Below are 17,396 nucleotides of genomic sequence, written 5' to 3'. Positions count from 1 at the left end.
AAGCACACCACAGAAGGAGAATCGATGAAACTGGTACTCGCCACCCTCGCTACCGCCACGTCGCTGGCATTCGCTTCGGGCGCATGGGCACAAGCCGCCGCGAGCGCACCCGCGCCGTCAAGCGCGGCCATGTCCGCCAAGGCACAGAAGGCCGACAAGCGTCTCGAGGAACGAATCAAGGACCTGCATACGCAACTCCAGATCACGCCGCAGCAGGAACCCCTGTGGGGAAAGGTTGCCGACACGATGCGCTCGAATGCCCAGACGATGCGCGGCCTGTATGAGGCACGCATGTCGAAGGTCGACTCCTTCACTGCCGTCGACGACCTCAAATCCTATGGAGACCTTGCACAGGCCCACGCCGACAGCGTGAAGAATCTCGAAAGCGCATTCGAACCGCTTTACGCGGCCCTGTCGGATACACAAAAGAAGGCCGCCGACGTCGCCTTCCGCAACGGTGCCGGCAAACCGCACTCGATGGGCAAGGGCAAGAGCAAGCACGCAGCGCCGGCCGATCCGGCATCGGACACCTATAAGGGCAATTAAGAGGGCAATCCCAGGACCGCCGGGGACACTCGTCCATGGCGTCCAGCCACCCGTATAGGAGAACACCATGAAAAAGCTGATCTTGCTGAGCCTGGTCGGCATCGCTGCCGCCAGCGCCAGCTTTGCCGCATCGGCACGCGTCGACCTGAGCATCGGAATTGGCGTGCCGGGCTATGTCGCCGCTCCGCCGCCGGTGATCTATGCACCCCAGCCGGTCTATTCGCAACCGCCAATCGTCTACTACGGCGGCGATCACTGGCACCGTCCCCCGCCGCCCCGCCACGGGTATCATGGCCACGGTCACGGCAGGTACGACAACTATCATCGTTGAACGCCGAGGCGCCTGAAGCCTCGCCCTCCAGGCGCCTGCGACGGCGGCGCGGCCAAAACCGCCCGCCGGATTGCCGGCCGCTAGTCGATCAGATGATGCGCGCGTGACAGTTCAGTCAGCTCGAAGACCGATCCGGCTTCGAGCTTTTTCATGAGCCGCATCTTGTAGGTGCTGACGGTCTTGTCGCTGATCAGCAGGCGATCGGCAATATCCTTGTTGCTGAAACCGCGCGATACGTAGCGCAGGACTTCGAGCTCGCGTTGCGACAGGTCACGCAGGCGCAGGTCCTTGTCGGTCAGGCGGTACTCGTAGATGCTTTGCGAGAAGCACTGATAGCCCGACAGCACAATGCGCATCGAGGTGAGCAGTTCCCGCACGTCGCGCAGCTTGCTCACGAATCCGTTCTCGCCCGCGGCCCGCACACGCGTGCCCATCACGCGTTCGTCCTTGGCCGACAAAACCAGAATCGGCAGGCGATTGCCTTGTGAGCGCAGACGTTCAAGCACTGAAAGACCATCGAGCTTCGGCAATTCCAGGTCGAGCACCATCAGTTCGGGCCGGCAATGCGTGACGAGCCGCAACGCCTCCTCTCCATCGGGCGCCTGGCCGACCAGCTCGAACTCGCCGCTGCGCTCGAGTTCGCTGGCGAGTGTCATGCGAATGATCGGATGGTCATCGACTATGAGTACTCTTTTCATCTTTCGCGTCCTTTTTATCGTGGTTCGGTTCGCCCCGAGCGCCAAGCCTCGTGGGCCGGCCGCGGTCCGCTTCCCCATGGCGGATGTCAAACAGGCGACTGCCTCAGTCCAGGTTTCCTACGACGAAGAGCAGCAGACGATTCTCTACTCCGCTCGACCCGATCCAAAATTCACCAGACGCCTCGATGATCTCAGCGTTGTCCGAATAACTAACCGGACTTATCTCTATGCCTGACACGTCGAACTCATTTTGAGTAATCAGCATTTCGTCAACGATTTCTGGGTGAGAATCTCAAGAGGATCCGGCAGGAGCCGACGCGGGCCGCGCCCCGGCGACAAGCGATTTTTTGTTTTTGCCGCAGAATCGGCCCGCAGGTGGACCGCCGGCGGCCCCGTGGCGCGTCCCGGACGTGTGCGCCCCATCTGTGGCAGGCAGGCGGACGTACGATTCCGCCGCCGGCGCGGTGTGCTCGTTTACCCTTGTTCATCTGTATTTTCGAGGCGGATAGCTTTCTATTGCATCGCGATTGGAGATAACGTTGCGCCTTCGGCCGATCGCTTCCTTATTCAAGCGAACGCGTTTTGCATAGACGGAAATATTCACGGACCGCTTTCCCGCCGCTGCTACGATGAACGTTTCGTGGGGCGGTGCCCTCGCGCCCGCGGTGCCATTTCATGATTAACCATTCAGTCAGTGAGTTGCTCGAACTCGCTTCCTCGCATCCACAACTCGCGGGCGCCCTGCAGGCGAGCGGCGACGGCGTCGAAGCGCATGCGCATGGCGTCGGCATGAGCAGCGAATATCTCGCGATCTACGACCTCGCCTCCTACGCTTCGGCTGCGCCGGCGATGTCAGGGGTCGGCGAGTTCGGCGATGAGGTCGGCTTCGAAGCGAAGCTGCGTGTACGCGATGAAGCGACCGGCAAGATTCTCTCACTGGCCGACCTGTTCGCCACGCTGCGCGACGACCAGCAGATTGTCTCGCTCGACCGGCTGGCGCGCACGCTCCATGCGATCAACTTCTTCGGCACGCATCGCAACGGCCTGCTGTTTCTCAACGTCCACGAGCGCTTGCTTAAGAGCGTGCGTTACGACCATGGACGCTATTTCTCGCTCGTGCTTCTTTCGTTCGGGCTGAATCCCGGCCGCATTGTCATCGAGATTCCAGAAGCCGCATCCGCACATAAGACCTTTCTTGGTTATCTGACCAAGAGTTATCAGAGCTATGGCTTCAAAGTCGCCGGCAACCTCTCCAACGCGGGCCAGATCATCGCCGCTGCCGACAGCCGCCTCGATTTCGTTAAGATCGACACGAGCGCGGCCATCCGCGACTCGATGGTCAAGCCCCTCGTCGGCTATGCAAACCGGCTCAAGGTACCGCTGATCTTCAAGCGCATTCGCGACGAGGCGCAGTTCCGCGTGCTGCGTCAATACGATGTGCGCTACGTCGAAGGCGAGTATCTGAGTACCCTGGCCGCCGACAGCCCGGGTCCGCACGACCTCAGCGAATGGTTGTAAACACGCTTCCATCCGGGAATCGATATACCGGGAATTTGGCAGGATGGTCCAGGGCTTGCTTTGCCTTCGCGGTCGGTTGCGACAAGGCATTGCAAGTCGTAGTTCACTGCGGCATGGCACTACGGTAAGGCGGCTTTCGCGTCGCAGCCACTTGATTGACTTCACACGACCGGAGATCGGTATGACAAAAAAGCTTTATAAAATGATCGGGGCCGTTGCGGCCGCACTCGCGTTCGGCGCCGTGACGCCAGCCGCCAGCGCGGCACCAGTGGGTGTTGCCTTCGTTTATCTGGGCAACCCCGGCGACGCGGGTTGGACCTATGCGCACGAGCAGGGCGTGCAGCAGGTCGAGAAGAAATTCGGTGACAAGATCAAAGTCACGCGCGTGGAGAACGTGCCCGAGTCGGCCGACGCCGAGCGCGTGTTCCGCGACCTCGCGACCAAGGGCAACAAGATCATCATCGGCTCGAGCTTCGGCTTCCAGGACTTTGAACTCAAGGTCGCGCAGGACTTCCCCGACCAGGTCTTCCTGCACGCCACGGGCTACAAGAAGGCGCCGAACTTCGGCACCTACGACGTGCGAACCTATCAGATCGCGTATCTCGCGGGCGTCGTAGCGGGTTATACGACCAAGACCAACACGCTGGGCTTCGTGGCCTCGGTGCCGGTGCCCGAAGTCGTGCGCAACATCAATGCGTTCACGCTCGGCGCGCGCTCGGTCAATCCCAAGGTGACGACCAAGATCGTCTGGATCAACAGCTGGTTCGATCCGGGCAAGGAAAAGCAGGCCGCTGAAACGCTGATCGGCCAGGGTGCCGACGTACTGATCCAGAACACCGACTCGACCGCGACGATGCAGACCGCCGAAGAGAAAAAGGTCCATGCGATCGGCTGGGATTCAAACATGAGGAAGTTCGGGCCGCATGCTCAACTGGGCGCCTGCGTCAGCGAATGGGGGGTCTACTACAACTGGGCGATCGACCAGGTGCTCACCGGCAAGTGGAAGAACACGCCGATCTGGTGGGGCCTCAAGGAGAAGGCGCTCGACTTCGAAGACGTCAACACCGAGGCCGTCTCGCCTGAAGCGCAAAAGGCGCTCGCCGCCAAGCGCATCGAAATCGCAACGGGCAAGTTCGATCCGTTCGCCGGCCCGATCAAGGATCAGTCGGGTGCTGTGAAGATCGCGCAGGGCACGACCCTCACCGATCCGGAACTGCAACGCCTGAACTGGTTCGTTCAAGGCGTCGACGGCTCGCTGCCGAAGTAAGCCTCGGCTAGCCGATCGGTCAAGTAGCCTCCCCTCGCGCAGGGGGCAGGCGCTGATAGTCAAGAAAGCCGCTACCGCAACTCCGGTAGCGGCTTTTTTTCACCTTTATGGGGCACGCTTGCACCTTGGAGCGTTCTCATTTTTCTGCTTCGCACCGATGGTTTAGAATTTGACGCGCCCCGACCCAGCTGAGCCTGTCCATGTCAGTGCATCGAGCGACGCTCGTTAGCCTGTGCATGGCAACCCGCGCCGGGCGAACCCATACTAATATCGAGACGCCTCCTGACGATGCCCAACTTCCGTACCCGCGAATTCCTGCTCGATCACATCGCCCATACGATGGCGTTCTACCACCCGGCCTGTCTCGATCCGGCCGGCGGTTTCTATCATTTCTATCGCGACGACGGCAGCGTCTATGATCGTTCGACGCGTCACCTTGTCTCGAGCACGCGCTTCGTCTTCAACTATTCGATGGCCTGGCAACAATTCGGCCGTGACGAATATCGCGGCGGCGTGCGCCATGGCATCGATTACCTGCGCAACGTCCATCGCAATGCGCAGACCGGCGGCTATGCGTGGCAGCTCAAGGACGGCAAGGTCGACGATGCGACCAACCACTGCTACGGTCTTGCGTTCGTCGTGCTCGCCTATGCGAAGGCGATCGAAGCCGGCTTCGACGAAGCGCGCGGCTATCTCGACGAAACCTGGGACCTGATGGAGCAACGCTTCTGGGACCCGCAATATGGTCTCTATGCGGATGAAGCCACGGCTGACTGGAAAGTCTCCGACTACCGCGGCCAGAATGCCAATATGCACGCGTGCGAAGCCATGCTTGCGGCCTACGAGGCGACCCGCGAAGCGCGCTATCTCGAACGCGCGAAGCTGCTGGCCGACAATATGGTCAACCGTCAGGCCGCGCTATCCGGCGGCCTCGTCTGGGAACACTACCGGAAGGACTGGTCGATCGACTGGGAATACAACAAGGGCGACCGCAGCAATATCTTTCGCCCCTGGGGTTTCCAGCCCGGTCATCAGACCGAATGGGCGAAGCTGCTGCTGATTCTCGATCGCCATGCGCCGGCCGACTGGCATCTGCCGCGTGCACGCGAGCTGTTCGACCGGGCGGTCGAACTGTCGTGGGACCCCCGCCATGGGGGGCTGGTTTACGGCTTCGACACGGAAGGCAAGTTCTATGACGAAGACAAATACTTCTGGGTCCAGGCCGAATCGCTCGCAACCGCCGCACTGCTCGCGGACCGCACCGGTGACGCGCCATACTGGCAGTGGTACGACAAGCTGTGGGACTACTCGTGGAACCACTTCGTCGATCACAAGTATGGCGCGTGGTATCGGATCCTGACGCCCGAGAACCGCAAGTACAGTGACGAAAAGAGCCCCGCCGGCAAGGTCGACTACCACACGATGGGCGCCTGCTACGAAGTGCTCAAAGTCATCCGGTAGTCGCTCGGGCGGCTAGGCCGCTCGCCTCATCGGGTTAGGGCCGTCACGAAGATGGGGCCGGCGGCATCGGCCCGCTCATGTGCTCATGTGCTCATGTGCTCATGTGCTCATGTGCTCATGTGCTCATGTGCTCAGCCCATGTGCCATCAGGCGGCTCAAGCCGTTCGAACCCCCGATGCACTCAGGCCGTCGCGCCGATCAGCGTCTCGACTTCGAGTTGCGTCGGCGCATAGGCGCCCGTGTGCGCACAGACCACGGCCGCCGTCGCCGCCGCGAATTGCAGATGGCGCTGCCACCCGCCTTCAGGGGCCGTCAGCAGGCTCGTGATAAAACCGCCGATGCACGAGTCACCCGCTCCGACCGTATCGGCCACCGTCACGCGGTACGCGGGCTGTTCGAACACACCGTCCGGTGTGTACAGCGTCAGCCCCTCGCTGCCGCGCGTGTAGATGATCAGGGCCTTTGGGGCGAGCCGGCGGATATGCGCAAGCGAATCGGCTGCGCTCACCTTCGGATAGATCTTCCTCATGTCCTCGTCCGACAGCTTGACGATGTCCGACAAGGTCGCCATCCGCTCGAAGAACGCAGGGAAATCCGGCCCCATCAAGTTGCGATAGTTCGGATCGAAACTGATTTTCGCGCCATGCGTCTTGAGCATCTCGGCGATCGTCACGAGGCGCGCGGCAAGCGGCTGGCGCACCAGGCTGATACAGCCGAAATGCGCGATCTCGCATACATCGAGCCAACCCTCGGGAAGCTTGCGTTCGTCGAAGGCGAGGTCGGCCGTATCGGTACCGAGGAAAAAGTATTCAGGCGGATTGGCGTTGTGGACGATCGCCATGAAGGGCGGCTTTTCGACGACCTGCAGGAAACGCATGTCGAGATTCGCCCTCTTCGATTTCTCGACGATCTCGGTGCCGAACAGATCGTGGCTGACTGCGCCGCCCCAGCCCGTCGGCAAGCCGAGTGTCGCCGCAACGCGTGCGACGTTCCAGCCTGAGCCACCCGCCGCGCTTTGCCAGGTGTTCTCGCCGGTGCGAACGAAGTCGGTCAGCGCTTCGCCGAAGACCAGCAGGCGGGGCAAGGAAGGTACGGTGGTCATGGTGTCTCGTCTTGTATCTGTTGTGAAGGGCTCAGGCAGGATAATACCAAGCCGCCCCACTGCTTCGTCACGGGCGCCTGCCTCGAGCGCCTCGCGCTTTTCGGCACGGCACGCTGCTTCAGCTTGCCCTCAGCTTCGCTGTCGTGTCCAGCCTCCCACCCCCAACCATTTCGCCGCGCCCTTGCCTCAGTTGCGCGAGCGCATCGGCAGGCTCGCCACATAGGCCAGCGCCGACAACAAGGTAATCCAGAAGCTCGTCGGCCAGTCGGTGTAATAGGCGAGAGCGATGCCGAGCCAGGCCTCGGCCAGTGCGATGGCCGCGGCGAGCGCGATACCCCACGCGAGCCGTGTCGTCACATTCTGCGCGGTCGCGGCGGGGCCGACCATCAGCGTGAAGACGAGCAGCACGCCGACGATCTGCGCGCATTCGGCAACCGCGACCGACACGATCGTCAGGAACAGGATCGAGACCCAGCGCAGCGACACGCCTTTCGCTTCGGCAAGCTCTGGCTGCAGCGTCGCGAACAGCAAGGGCCGCCCGATCGCCGCGAGGGCCGCGAGGCAAACGATGCCGAGCGCGAGCAGCACCTTCAGCGTTTCGTGGCTCACGCCGAGAACGTTGCCGAACAGCAGCGCCGTGACCTGAGTCGCATACGCCGTAAAGAAGTGCAGGAACAGCAGCCCGAAACCGAGCGACAGCGAAAGGATCATCCCGATCGCGAGATCGCGGCCCGCGAGCCGTTCGCCGAGCGCACCCATGCCGATGCCGGCGAGCATCGTGAAACCGATCAGCCCCCAGAGCGGCGAGATGCCGATCAGCGCGGCACCCGTTGCCCCTGTGAATCCGACATGCGAAAGCGCATGGCCCGCGAAGGTCTGGCCGCGCATCACGAGGAAAAAGCCCACGATCCCGGCTACGATCGCGACGACACCGGCCGCCGCGAAGGCATTGATCATGAAATCGTAGTCAAACATGCGGAGTCGGATCTGAAGGAGTAGACGAGATGATACGGGTCAATTGTGGTGAGCGTGGTGATGGGCAGGATGATGAACCCCATCGTGCCGGTGTTCGTGTGCGCCGTCTTCGTGACGGTGCTCGTCATGCTCGAGATCGGCCGCGCCCGACATCACGAAGATCCGGCCGCCGAGCCGCATGACGTCGATCTTCGAACCATAGAGCCGCGAGAGCACCGGCCCGTTGATCACCTCGTCGACCGTGCCGAGCGCGGCGTGGCCGCGGCCGAGATAGAGCACGCGATCCAGCGTGTGCAGCAGAGGATTCAGTTCGTGCGCGCTGAACAACACCGTGATGCCGGACTCGCGCTGCAGCTTGTGAACGAGATCGACCGTGGCCTGCATATGATGCGGATCGAGGCTGATCAACGGCTCGTCGAGCAGCAGGAGCCCCGGCTCGCCGAGCAGGCATTGCGCCAGCAGCAGGCGCTGACGCTCGCCCCCCGACATCGAGACGAGTGGACGCTCGGCAAGCGCAAGCGCATCGACCCGTGCGAGCGCCTCGTCGACCGCGCGCCGCGCGCTCGCGCCGCCGAGCGAGGTGCCCCAGCGATGTCCTTCGAAGGCGCACGCGACAAAGTCGCGTCCGCGCAGACGCCGCTCAGCCAGGGTTGCACGGATTTGCGGCATGTAGCCGATGGCCGGATTGCCGCGCGAGGCGGGCTTGCCGAGCACACGGATCGAACCGCTCACGGGCTCGAGCAGACCGAGCAGTGCGCGCATGAGACTGGTCTTGCCCGAGCCGTTGGCGCCGAGCACCCCGATGAACTCACCTGCACCGATCGACAGACTCACGTCCTCGAGCACCGCGCGAGCACCGAGTTCGAGCGTCACGCGATCGAGTTCGATGACCGCCGTCACTTGGCGTTCGCGCCCGGCTTGGGCGACAGCGCCGCATCGAGCGCATTGAGTTGATGCAGCATCCAGCTCTGATAGTTCATGCCGTTAGGCTCCGTTTCCGTCACGCTGACCACCGCGACGCCCGCCGATTTCGCGATTGCGAGCATTTTGCTCGTCATCTCGTCCGACACCTGCGAGTTGTAGAACAACACCTTCACACGCCGCTCGCGGAGATCTTGCTGGAAAGCGGCAAGGTCCGTTGCGGAAGGCTCGGTGTCGTTCATCACCGAGACCTGGAAATGCATATTGCGCATGTCGAGGCCGAGCGCATCGGCCATATAGCCGAACACGGGCTCGGTCGCCGTGACCGGCAGGCCCTGGTACTTCGCGCGCATCGCCGCGATTTTCGCATTGATCGGGTCAAGCGATGCAAGGAATGCGGCAAGCCCGCGATCGACATCGGCCTGGCTCGACGGATCGGCCTGCTTGAGCGCGTCGGCAACGGCCTTCGCGGTGGCGGGCATGGTCGCGGGCAGGTACCAGAGGTGGGGATTGTCGCCCGGTTTCTTGCCGACGAGCGCGGCCGCTTCGATCGCCACGCGGTCGGGTCGCGGCGAGGCGCTCAGCAGCTTGTCCATCCATGGGTCGTAGGCGGCGCCGTTATAGACGACCACGCGCGCGGCTGACAATTGGCGAGCCGTCGAGGGGCTCGTTTCGAAGAGGTGCGGATCTTGATCGGGATTGCTCATGATGCTCTTGACCGCGACATGGTCGCCACCGATCTGCTTGACCACATCGCCATAGAAGCTCTCCGCGGCGACCACGGGAATCCTCGTCGCGGCGTGCGCCGAAGTGGCAACGCCAGTCGCAAGGGCGGCGCTCAGTGTCGTGGCGGCAAAGGCCAGACGGGTCAAATGGGTCAAGCGGCGCAGCACGGCATTCATCGATGGGCTCCAGGGGCAGACAGGCAACGCAGCGGTCCGTCCGTGCGCGCCAGGGTCAGGGCAGATGGTATAACATAACAGTCAAATCGTGCCAGTCCGACGCCCTGTCCCCTGTCCCCTGTCCCCTGTCCCCTGTCCCCTGTCCCGTGTGCCCTGTGCCCTGTGCCCTCCGCCATGGCGCCTCGCGCCTTGATGACCACGGCCACCTTTTTTTGGCCTTGACGTGGTGACACGCCCCCCTCCCTCGACGCACAAAAAAACCCCACGCTCCGCTGAACTGACCCCGTAAAGTTGGACACCGATCCAACCTTTGGGGCGCAGTTCACGCAAAGCGTGGGGTTTCTATTGGCGATACCCGAAGAAGCAAGTGGCCCGAAGCCGAGCCGACTCTGAACCTAGCCCGCCGATGCCGCTGAAGCCGCACTGGCCGGCGCAGCCGGCGCGGTGCCGTACTCGGCTTCCGCCGGGCGCGGCTCGTCGCCGGTGTGTTCGATCCAGCCACCGCCAAGCGCCTCGTAGAGATCCACGAGATTTGCCTGGCGCGCGAGTTGCGCCGCGATCAGCGACAACTGCGCCGAGTACAGACTGGTCTGCGCCGTCAGCACATTGAGGTAGCTGTCCACACCGCTCTTGTAGCGCAGGTTCGACAAGTCGAGCTGGCGCTGCGTCGTCGCTGTAAAGCGCTCCTCGGCCGCGATCTGCTCGTTGTAGGTCCCCCGCGCGGCAAGACCGTCGGCCACTTCGCGGAACGCCAACTGGATCGCCTTCTCGTACTGCGCGATCGCAATCTTCTTCTGCGCGTTGACGACCTGGAGCCCCGCGATGTTCGCGCCGCCATCGAAGATCGGCAGCGTGATTTCCGGCGCGAAACTCCAGCCACTCTGCCCTGGCTTGAACAGACCGCCAAGCGTCGGACTCAGCGTGCCCGCCGAACTCGTCAGCGTAACCTTCGGGAAGAAGGCCGCGCGCGCCGCACCGATATTCGCATTGGCTGACTTGAGCGTGGCTTCGGCCTCCATCACGTCCGGGCGTCGCGTCAACAGATCCGACGGCAGGCCAGCCGGGATATCGGCGAGCAGGTTCTGGTCGGCCAGCGCCAGCGCCGGCGGCAAATCGTCGGGAATCGGCTCCCCAACCAGCAATTGCAGCGCGTTCAGCGACTGCGCGCGCAAGCGGATCTGGCTCTGGTAGTTGGCCCTGGCCTGTTCGACCACGCCTTCCGCCTGACGCAGCGCGAGTTCCGCACCCGTGCCGACATCGAATTGCAGCTTGGTGATCCGGTACGACTCGGTCGCAGTTATCAGGGTCTGCTCGGTCACCTTCAGCTCTTCGTCGAAGGCGAGCGTCGTCAGATACTGATCGGCGACCTGCGATACCAGCAGGATCTCAGTCGCCTTGCGCGCCTGCGCCGTCGAGAAGTACGTCTGCAATGCGGCCTCCGACAGGCTGCGCACGCGGCCCCAAAAATCGATCTCCCACTGTGCCTGGGTAAAACCGACCGAGTACTCGGACGTGATCTGCTGCCCGAAGAATGACAGGTTGCGCGGCACCTTCGAACGCGAGCCGCTCGCCGTCGCATTGAACGCGGGGAACAGCGCCGCGCGCTGGATCTGGTATTGCCCACGCAGCGAGTCGACCTGCAGCGCCGCGACACGCAGGTCGCGGTTGTTCTGCAGTGCGAGTTCGATCAGTTGCTGCAGCCGCGGATCGGAAAAGAAATTGCGCCAACCGATATCCGCTGCGGCCATCCCACCCGTCCTACCCATTGCCTCCTCCGCATTACCCGCGGTCGGATACGCAGCCTGCACCGGGGCTGCGGGCTGCTCGTACTTCGGGATCATCGTGCATGCGGCAAACAGCACGAGCGAGGCGAGCGATGAAGCCTTCAGCGCGTGGGCCGGCTTGAGCCCGGGCTTGAAGCCGGACTTGAAACCCGCCCGCTTCAGGCGCGTGTTGAGGTTGTTCATATCAATGTCCCTCCCGGTTCGGCGCGTCCGGATCCGGGGGCAGCGCCGGCGAAGTGGCCGGCTGCATCCTGCCGCCGCCTGCGGCGCCCTTGCCCTTGCTGAACTTGTTGCGAATCACGACAAAGAACATCGGGATCATGAAAATCGCGAGGAAGGTCGCGCTCAGCATCCCGCCGATCACGCCGGTACCAATTGCATGCTGGCTGCCCGAGCCCGCGCCGTTCGAGACCGCCAACGGCAGCACCCCGAGAATGAAGGCGAGCGAGGTCATCAGAATCGGGCGCAGCCGCAACCGCGCGGCCTCGGTCGCCGCGTCGAAGGCGCTCATGCCCTCGTTCTGGAGGTCCCTGGCGAACTCGACGATCAGAATCGCGTTCTTCGCGGAAAGCCCGACCGTGGTCAACAGCCCCACCTGGAAGTAGACGTCATTCGTGAGTCCTCGCCCGGTCGCCGCGAGCAGCGCGCCAAGCACCCCGAGCGGCACCACCAGGATCACGGCGAACGGAATCGACCAGCTCTCATACAGTGCCGCGAGACTCAGGAACACCACGAGAATCGAGATCGCATAGAGCGCCGGCGCCTGCGCACCCGAGGCTTTTTCCTGCAGCGAGAGTCCCGTCCACTCGAAACCAAAGCCAGGCGGCAGCTTCTTCACGAGCGCTTCCATCGCCGCGATCGCATCCCCGGTACTCTTGCCCGGGCCCGCCGCACCCTGGATTTCGACCGCTGAAATCCCGTTGTAGCGCTCGAGCTTCGGCGACGAAAAGGTCCAGCGACCGGTCGCGAACGACGAGAACGGCACCATCGTGCCCGACGCGTTGCGCACGTACCAAAGGCCGACGTCTTCGGGGTTCATCCGGTACGGCGCGTCGCCCTGCACATAAACGCGTTTGATCCGGTTGTCCGTATCGAGGAAGTTGTTGATGTACGCCGATGCCCACGCGATCGAGAAGGTCTGGTCGATGTCCGTCGACTTGAGGCCCAGCGCACTCGCCTTTTCGCGATCGATGTCGACCTGGTACGACGGCTGGTCGCTCAGGCCGTTCGGCCGCACGAGCGCGAGATTCGGGTCCTTGGCGGCCAGGCCGAGCAGCATGTTGCGCGCCTCCATCAGCTGCGCGTGGCCGGCACCGACCCGGTCCTGGAGTTCGAAGTCGAAGCCCGCGGCGGTGCCAAGTTCAGGAATCGGCGGCGGGTTGATCGGGATGATCATCGCGTCCTTGTAACTCCCGAAGTGCGCGAACAGCCGGCCGATCAGCGCCGGGATTTTCTGGTCCTCTCGAGTGCGGACCCCCCAGTCCTTCATCCGCACGAACACGAGGCCCGAATTCTGGCCGCGGCCCGCGAAGTTGAAGCCGTTGACTTCGAACACCGCGCTGACGATGCTGCTCTCGTTCTTGAGCAGGTATTGCGCCACCGCATTGAGCGCATTGGCCGTGCGCTCCTGGGTGGCACCCGGGGGCGTCTGCACGAGCACGAACATCGTGCCCTGGTCTTCGTCGGGCAGGAAGGAGCTCGGCATGCGCACGAACAGCAGCCCGACCGCGACGACCAGCGCCGCATAGATGATGAACCAGCGGCCCGCATGACGGATCACATGGTGCACGCCGTCATGGTATTTGTCGCGGCTGCGTTCGAAGGTCCGGTTGAACCAGCCGAAAAAGCCCGTCTTGATCTCGTGATGACCCTTCTCGACCGGCTTGAGCAGCGTCGCGCACAGCGCCGGCGTCAGGATCAACGCGACGAGCACGGACAGCACCATCGCCGCCACGATCGTCAGCGAGAACTGCCGATAGATCGCACCGACCGATCCGCTCGAGAACGCCATCGGCACGAACACCGCCGACAACACGAGCGCCACGCCGACCAGCGCACCGGTAATCTGCTCCATGGCCTTGCGGGTGGCATCTCGCGGCGACAAGCCTTCCTCGGTCATCACGCGCTCGACGTTCTCGACCACCACGATCGCATCGTCGACCAAGAGCCCGATAGCGAGCACGAGCCCGAACATCGACAGCGTATTGATCGAGAAACCCGCGGCGCCCATGATCGCGAAGGTACCCAGCAGCACGACCGGCACGGCGATCGTCGGGATGATCGTGGCCCGCAGGTTCTGCAGGAACAGATACATCACGAGGAACACCAGCACGATCCCTTCGAACAGGGTCTTGACCACTTCTTCGATCGACAGGCGCACGAACGGCGTCGTGTCATACGGATACTGGACGACGAGGCCGTGCGGGAAGTTCGGCTGGAGCTCGGCGATGCGCGCGCGCACGGCCCTTGCGGTCGCGAGCGCATTGGCGCCCGTCGCGAGCTGAATACCGAAGCCGGCGGCAGGCTTGCCGTTGTATTTCGTGTCGAAGACGTACGTTTCCTGGCCTCGGTCGACGCGCGCGACGTCCTTGATACGGATCTGCGATCCGTCCGGATTGACCTTGAGCAGCACGTTGCCGAACTGCTCGGGCGTGCGCAGCAGCGTCGCTTCGGTCACCGTCGCGGTCAGCATCTGGCCGGGCATCGGCGGTGTGCCGCCAAGCTGGCCCGCCGGCACCTGGACGTTCTGGCCCAGGAGCGCGGTCGACACGTCGACCGGCGTCAGTTCGTAATTGTGGAGCTTGAGCGGATCGAGCCAGATGCGCATCGCATACTGCGAGCCGAACACCGTCACCGTACCCACACCATCGACCCGGCTGATCGGATCCTGGATGCGCGAGGCCACGAAGTTCGCAAGGTCGGTCCGCGACATGCTGCCGTCTTCCGACACGAACGCCAGCACCAGCAAGAAGCTGCTGCTCGACTTCGAGACCTTGATGCCGGCCTGCTGAACCGCGGACGGCAACAGCGGGGTGGCAAGCGACAGCTTGTTCTGCACCTGCACCTGCGCGATGTCCGGGTTGGTCCCGGCCGCGAACGTCAGCGTGATGGTCGCCGTTCCCGAGTCATCCGACGTGGAGCTCAAGTAGAGCAAGTGGTCGAGCCCGCTCATCTGCTGCTCGATCACCTGCGTCACGGTGTTTTCGACTGTGCTCGCGCTCGCACCCGCATAGCTTGCGCTGATCTGGATCGAAGGCGGCGCGATCGTCGGATACTGCTCCACAGGCAGGCGCGTGATCGACAGCGCGCCGGCAAGCATGAGCATGATCGCGATAACCCATGCAAAGATGGGGCGATCGATAAAAAACTTGGCCATTTACGGGCTCCCGATTATTGCGCGTGGGCGCTCGAAGCATTGCCACCCTGGGCGGCGCTGCCGCCACCGGATGTGCCTGCGCTGTTGGCTGCCGCGTTGCCGCCTGCGCCGCCTGCCGCTGCGGTGCCGCTGGAGGCCACCGAACCGCTTACGCCAACGTCACCGCTCACTCCGGCTTCCTCGCCGGTCGTGGCCGGCGGCGGCAGGTTGGCCGGCACGGGCTTGACCGTTGCACCCGGGGGCGCCTTCAGCACGCCCTGGACAATCACCTTGTCGCCGGGTTGCAGGCCGCCTTCGACGATCCAGTCGGAGCCGCGCGTACCGGAGGTCTTCAGCTGACGCACTTCGACCTTGTTGTCGGCATTGACGATCAACGCGGTCGGGTCGCCCTTGGGCGTGTGCGTGATGCCGACTTGCGGCACCAGCATCGCCTTCGCGTTGATGCCCTGAGCGAGCTTCGCGTGGACGAACATGCCCGGCAGCAATATCTGCTGCGGGTTCGGGAACAAGGCGCGCAGGGTCACCGTACCGGTCGTCTGGTCGACGGTCACGTCGGAGAATTCAAGACGTCCCGGCTGCGCAAAGGTCGAGCCGTCTTCGAGCGTCAGCGTGACCTTGACCGAATGCGAGTCGGCCGCCTGGATCTGGCCATTGGCCACCGCGCGGCGCAACTTGAGCAGGTCGGTCGTCGACTCGACGACGTCGACATAGATCGGATCGAGTTGCTGGATCGTCGACATCAGCGTGGCCGCGCTCGCCTGCACATAGGCGCCCGGGGTCACTTGCGAAATGCCGATGGTGCCGGAGATCGGCGCGACCACGTCGGTGTAGCCGAGGTTGATCGACGCGGTCTGCACGGCTGCCTTGCCGGTCGCGACATCGGCCGCGGCCTGGGCTTGCGAGGCGACGGCGTTGTCGTTGTCCTGTCGGCTGACCGCGTTCTGCTCGACGAGCACCTTGAAGCGTTGAGCCTGCGCGGTTTGCGAGGCGAGATTCGCCTGCGCCTTCGCGAGTGAGGCCTTCGCGCTGTCGAGCTGCGCCCGGTACGGCGCCGGGTCGATCTGGTAGAGGCGCTGGCCGGCCTTCACCTTCGCGCCTTCGACAAAGTCCCGCCGCAGCACGATGCCGTCGACACGAGCGCGCACTTGCGCGACCAGATAGGCAGACGTCCGGCCGGGCAGATCCGCGATCACTTCGACCGGCTGAGGCTGGACGGTGACGATGCCGACTTCGGGCGGCGGAGGCGGCGGCGGTGCTTCCTTTTTGCCACAGGCGGACAGGGCAAACACTGCGAGAATTGCAGCCGCGGTGCCGGTAATACCGATGAATCGTGCAGGTACCCGATCGACGTGCATGAACGACCTCTATTGACTGAGAATTGATGTTCGGCCTGGCGCCCAGATGGGCCGCCCGCGCCTTATTGCGTTCCATCGACCGATGACGGTGCTTGCAGACACGCTCCGGTCATCGCGCTTGCCGCGCTGGAAAAATGAAAGATCTTAACCGCAAGAACGCCGCCCACCCTAAATTTCCTGCCAGGGCAGACGTCGAAAAGTTCGCATTATAGATACAATCATGCATGTATGTATCTAACCAATTATTACTAAAATCCGTACTCTCAAGCAAGACTTCGGAGTAAATGGATCGAGGAGTGCAAGAAATGGTGCGCAGAACCAAGGAAGAGGCGCAGGAAACGCGTAGCCGAATCCTGGACACCGCGGAACAGGTGTTCTTCGAAAAGGGCGTCTCGCGCACTTCGCTGACCGATATCGCTGAAGCTGCAGGCGTCACGCGCGGCGCGATCTATTGGCATTTCAAGAACAAGGGAGATTTGTTCGAGGCGATGCTCGCGCGCATCAAGCTGCCGATGGACGAAGTGATCAACTCGACTTTCGATGTGCACGAACCCGATCCGCTTGGGCGCCTGCGCGAGCTCGTCATGATGTGTCTGGCCGGGACCGCGGCCAATCCGCAGCGTGCGCGCGTAATCAACATCCTCTTTTTCAAATGCGAGTTCACCGATGAGATGGGCGGCGTGCTATCTCGTCATCAGGAAGCCATTCACGACTCCCGCGAGAAAATCGCCGCAGGACTTCAGAATGCGGTCGACAAGGGACAACTCCCCGCCGATCTCGATGCGGGGCGTGCCGCGATCATGTTGCATGCCTTTATTGGCGGCATATTGTCCGACTGGCTGCTGAACCCCGAACAGCTCGATCTTCGCTATGGCGCGGCAACCTATGTCGATGCCCTGTTCGATATGGTCAGGCAAGCGCCTTCCCTTCGGCAAGCTCCAGCGACAGACTAGCGAAACCACACGACAAAAGCTTGACATCCCCCCTACCTGAAGGCTGAGGATTACCCCTAACTCCGATTGTAAACCGCAGGAGACCGTGTTTTGCAGTGCGCTTCGGATCAGCGTGGGGTCGTCCGCTTCGAACGTCTGAGCGAGATAATGCCGGATCCTCTCGTCGTCGGTCAGGTAGCGGGCTGCGTCGAACGGTGCCCGCGATGC

General features: G+C 62.9%; 14 protein-coding genes. 6 read left to right on the top strand and 8 right to left on the bottom strand.

Features of this window, described 5'->3' with window-relative positions; all coding sequences use genetic code 11:
* Window positions 1-24 precede the first annotated feature (24 nt).
* Together HV670_RS05235 and HV670_RS05230 are read left to right on the top strand one after the other, a co-directional pair.
* A complete protein-coding gene (locus tag HV670_RS05235; protein WP_175103571.1) occupies window positions 25-546 on the top strand; it encodes a Spy/CpxP family protein refolding chaperone in 522 nt (173 codons plus the stop codon).
* Between the two features lie 67 nt (window positions 547-613).
* Complete coding sequence (locus HV670_RS05230) at window positions 614-877, top strand: hypothetical protein (RefSeq protein WP_175103570.1); 264 nt, start codon at window positions 614-616, stop codon at window positions 875-877.
* An 80-nt stretch (window positions 878-957) separates the two neighbouring features.
* Here the strand turns inward: HV670_RS05230 and HV670_RS05225 are convergent, their stop codons facing one another.
* Window positions 958-1,575: a response regulator transcription factor gene (locus HV670_RS05225; protein WP_175103569.1), complete on the bottom strand. Its 618-nt coding sequence runs from the start codon at window positions 1,573-1,575 to the stop codon at window positions 958-960.
* A gap of 675 nt (window positions 1,576-2,250) precedes the next feature.
* On the opposite strand from HV670_RS05225, the gene HV670_RS05220 reads away from it, so the two are divergent.
* From HV670_RS05220 to HV670_RS05210, 3 genes are all read left to right on the top strand, one after another.
* A complete protein-coding gene (locus HV670_RS05220) occupies window positions 2,251-3,093 on the top strand; it encodes an EAL domain-containing protein (RefSeq protein WP_175103568.1) in 843 nt (280 codons plus the stop codon).
* Window positions 3,094-3,274: 181 nt separating this feature from the next.
* Entirely contained in the window at window positions 3,275-4,360 is a 1,086-nt protein-coding gene (locus tag HV670_RS05215) for a BMP family ABC transporter substrate-binding protein (protein ID WP_175103567.1), read from the top strand.
* A gap of 288 nt (window positions 4,361-4,648) precedes the next feature.
* Window positions 4,649-5,821: an AGE family epimerase/isomerase gene (locus HV670_RS05210; RefSeq protein WP_175103566.1), complete on the top strand. Its 1,173-nt coding sequence runs from the start codon at window positions 4,649-4,651 to the stop codon at window positions 5,819-5,821.
* 181 nt (window positions 5,822-6,002) lie between these two features.
* On the opposite strand, the gene HV670_RS05205 is transcribed toward HV670_RS05210, so the two are convergent.
* The 7 genes from HV670_RS05205 to HV670_RS05175 form a co-directional block, all read right to left on the bottom strand.
* The gene (locus tag HV670_RS05205; RefSeq protein WP_175103565.1) at window positions 6,003-6,923 is read right to left on the bottom strand and encodes a carbohydrate kinase family protein; all 921 of its coding nucleotides are present in this window, start codon (window positions 6,921-6,923) and stop codon (window positions 6,003-6,005) included.
* A gap of 186 nt (window positions 6,924-7,109) precedes the next feature.
* A complete protein-coding gene (locus tag HV670_RS05200) occupies window positions 7,110-7,898 on the bottom strand; it encodes a metal ABC transporter permease (protein ID WP_175103564.1) in 789 nt (262 codons plus the stop codon).
* A gap of 39 nt (window positions 7,899-7,937) precedes the next feature.
* Window positions 7,938-8,798, bottom strand: a complete 861-nt coding sequence (locus HV670_RS05195) for a metal ABC transporter ATP-binding protein (RefSeq protein WP_175103563.1) — start codon at window positions 8,796-8,798, stop codon at window positions 7,938-7,940.
* Window positions 8,795-9,721: a metal ABC transporter solute-binding protein, Zn/Mn family gene (locus HV670_RS05190; RefSeq protein ID WP_175103562.1), complete on the bottom strand. Its 927-nt coding sequence runs from the start codon at window positions 9,719-9,721 to the stop codon at window positions 8,795-8,797. The genes HV670_RS05195 and HV670_RS05190 overlap by 4 nt, the downstream gene beginning before the upstream one ends.
* Before the next feature lie 395 nt (window positions 9,722-10,116).
* Window positions 10,117-11,688 carry an efflux transporter outer membrane subunit gene (locus HV670_RS05185; RefSeq protein WP_175103561.1) on the bottom strand — a complete coding sequence of 524 codons (1,572 nt, stop codon included), beginning with the start codon at window positions 11,686-11,688 and terminating at the stop codon, window positions 10,117-10,119.
* Window position 11,689: 1 nt separating this feature from the next.
* Window positions 11,690-14,881, bottom strand: a complete 3,192-nt coding sequence (locus HV670_RS05180; RefSeq protein WP_175103560.1) for an efflux RND transporter permease subunit — start codon at window positions 14,879-14,881, stop codon at window positions 11,690-11,692.
* A gap of 14 nt (window positions 14,882-14,895) precedes the next feature.
* Window positions 14,896-16,236: an efflux RND transporter periplasmic adaptor subunit gene (locus HV670_RS05175; protein ID WP_175103559.1), complete on the bottom strand. Its 1,341-nt coding sequence runs from the start codon at window positions 16,234-16,236 to the stop codon at window positions 14,896-14,898.
* A 305-nt stretch (window positions 16,237-16,541) separates the two neighbouring features.
* Here HV670_RS05175 and HV670_RS05170 point away from each other — a divergent pair, with 305 nt between their 5' ends.
* Window positions 16,542-17,189, top strand: a complete 648-nt coding sequence (locus HV670_RS05170; protein WP_175103558.1) for a TetR family transcriptional regulator — start codon at window positions 16,542-16,544, stop codon at window positions 17,187-17,189.
* The last annotated feature ends 207 nt before the right edge of the window (window positions 17,190-17,396 follow it).

Source organism: Pararobbsia alpina, assembly GCF_902859895.1.
GTDB classification, from domain to species: Bacteria; Pseudomonadota; Gammaproteobacteria; order Burkholderiales; family Burkholderiaceae; genus Pararobbsia; species Pararobbsia alpina.
The sequence above is the reverse complement of the archived record's forward strand: the minus strand, read 5'-3'. Positions and strand labels throughout refer to the sequence as shown.

Bases quoted from the DNA above. Each gene is read 5' to 3' on its own strand.
- HV670_RS05175 (WP_175103559.1), bottom strand. From the start codon at position 16,236: ATGCACGTCGATCGGGTACCTGCACGATTCATCGGTATTACCGGCACC.
- HV670_RS05210 (WP_175103566.1), top strand. From the start codon at position 4,649: ATGCCCAACTTCCGTACCCGCGAATTCCTGCTCGATCACATCGCCCAT.
- HV670_RS05225 (WP_175103569.1), bottom strand. From the start codon at position 1,575: ATGAAAAGAGTACTCATAGTCGATGACCATCCGATCATTCGCATGACA.
- HV670_RS05235 (WP_175103571.1), top strand. From the start codon at position 25: ATGAAACTGGTACTCGCCACCCTCGCTACCGCCACGTCGCTGGCATTC.
- HV670_RS05230 (WP_175103570.1), top strand. From the start codon at position 614: ATGAAAAAGCTGATCTTGCTGAGCCTGGTCGGCATCGCTGCCGCCAGC.
- HV670_RS05180 (WP_175103560.1), bottom strand. From the start codon at position 14,881: ATGGCCAAGTTTTTTATCGATCGCCCCATCTTTGCATGGGTTATCGCG.
- HV670_RS05220 (WP_175103568.1), top strand. From the start codon at position 2,251: ATGATTAACCATTCAGTCAGTGAGTTGCTCGAACTCGCTTCCTCGCAT.
- HV670_RS05205 (WP_175103565.1), bottom strand. From the start codon at position 6,923: ATGACCACCGTACCTTCCTTGCCCCGCCTGCTGGTCTTCGGCGAAGCG.
- HV670_RS05200 (WP_175103564.1), bottom strand. From the start codon at position 7,898: ATGTTTGACTACGATTTCATGATCAATGCCTTCGCGGCGGCCGGTGTC.
- HV670_RS05185 (WP_175103561.1), bottom strand. From the start codon at position 11,688: ATGAACAACCTCAACACGCGCCTGAAGCGGGCGGGTTTCAAGTCCGGC.
- HV670_RS05170 (WP_175103558.1), top strand. From the start codon at position 16,542: ATGGTGCGCAGAACCAAGGAAGAGGCGCAGGAAACGCGTAGCCGAATC.
- HV670_RS05215 (WP_175103567.1), top strand. From the start codon at position 3,275: ATGACAAAAAAGCTTTATAAAATGATCGGGGCCGTTGCGGCCGCACTC.
- HV670_RS05190 (WP_175103562.1), bottom strand. From the start codon at position 9,721: ATGAATGCCGTGCTGCGCCGCTTGACCCATTTGACCCGTCTGGCCTTT.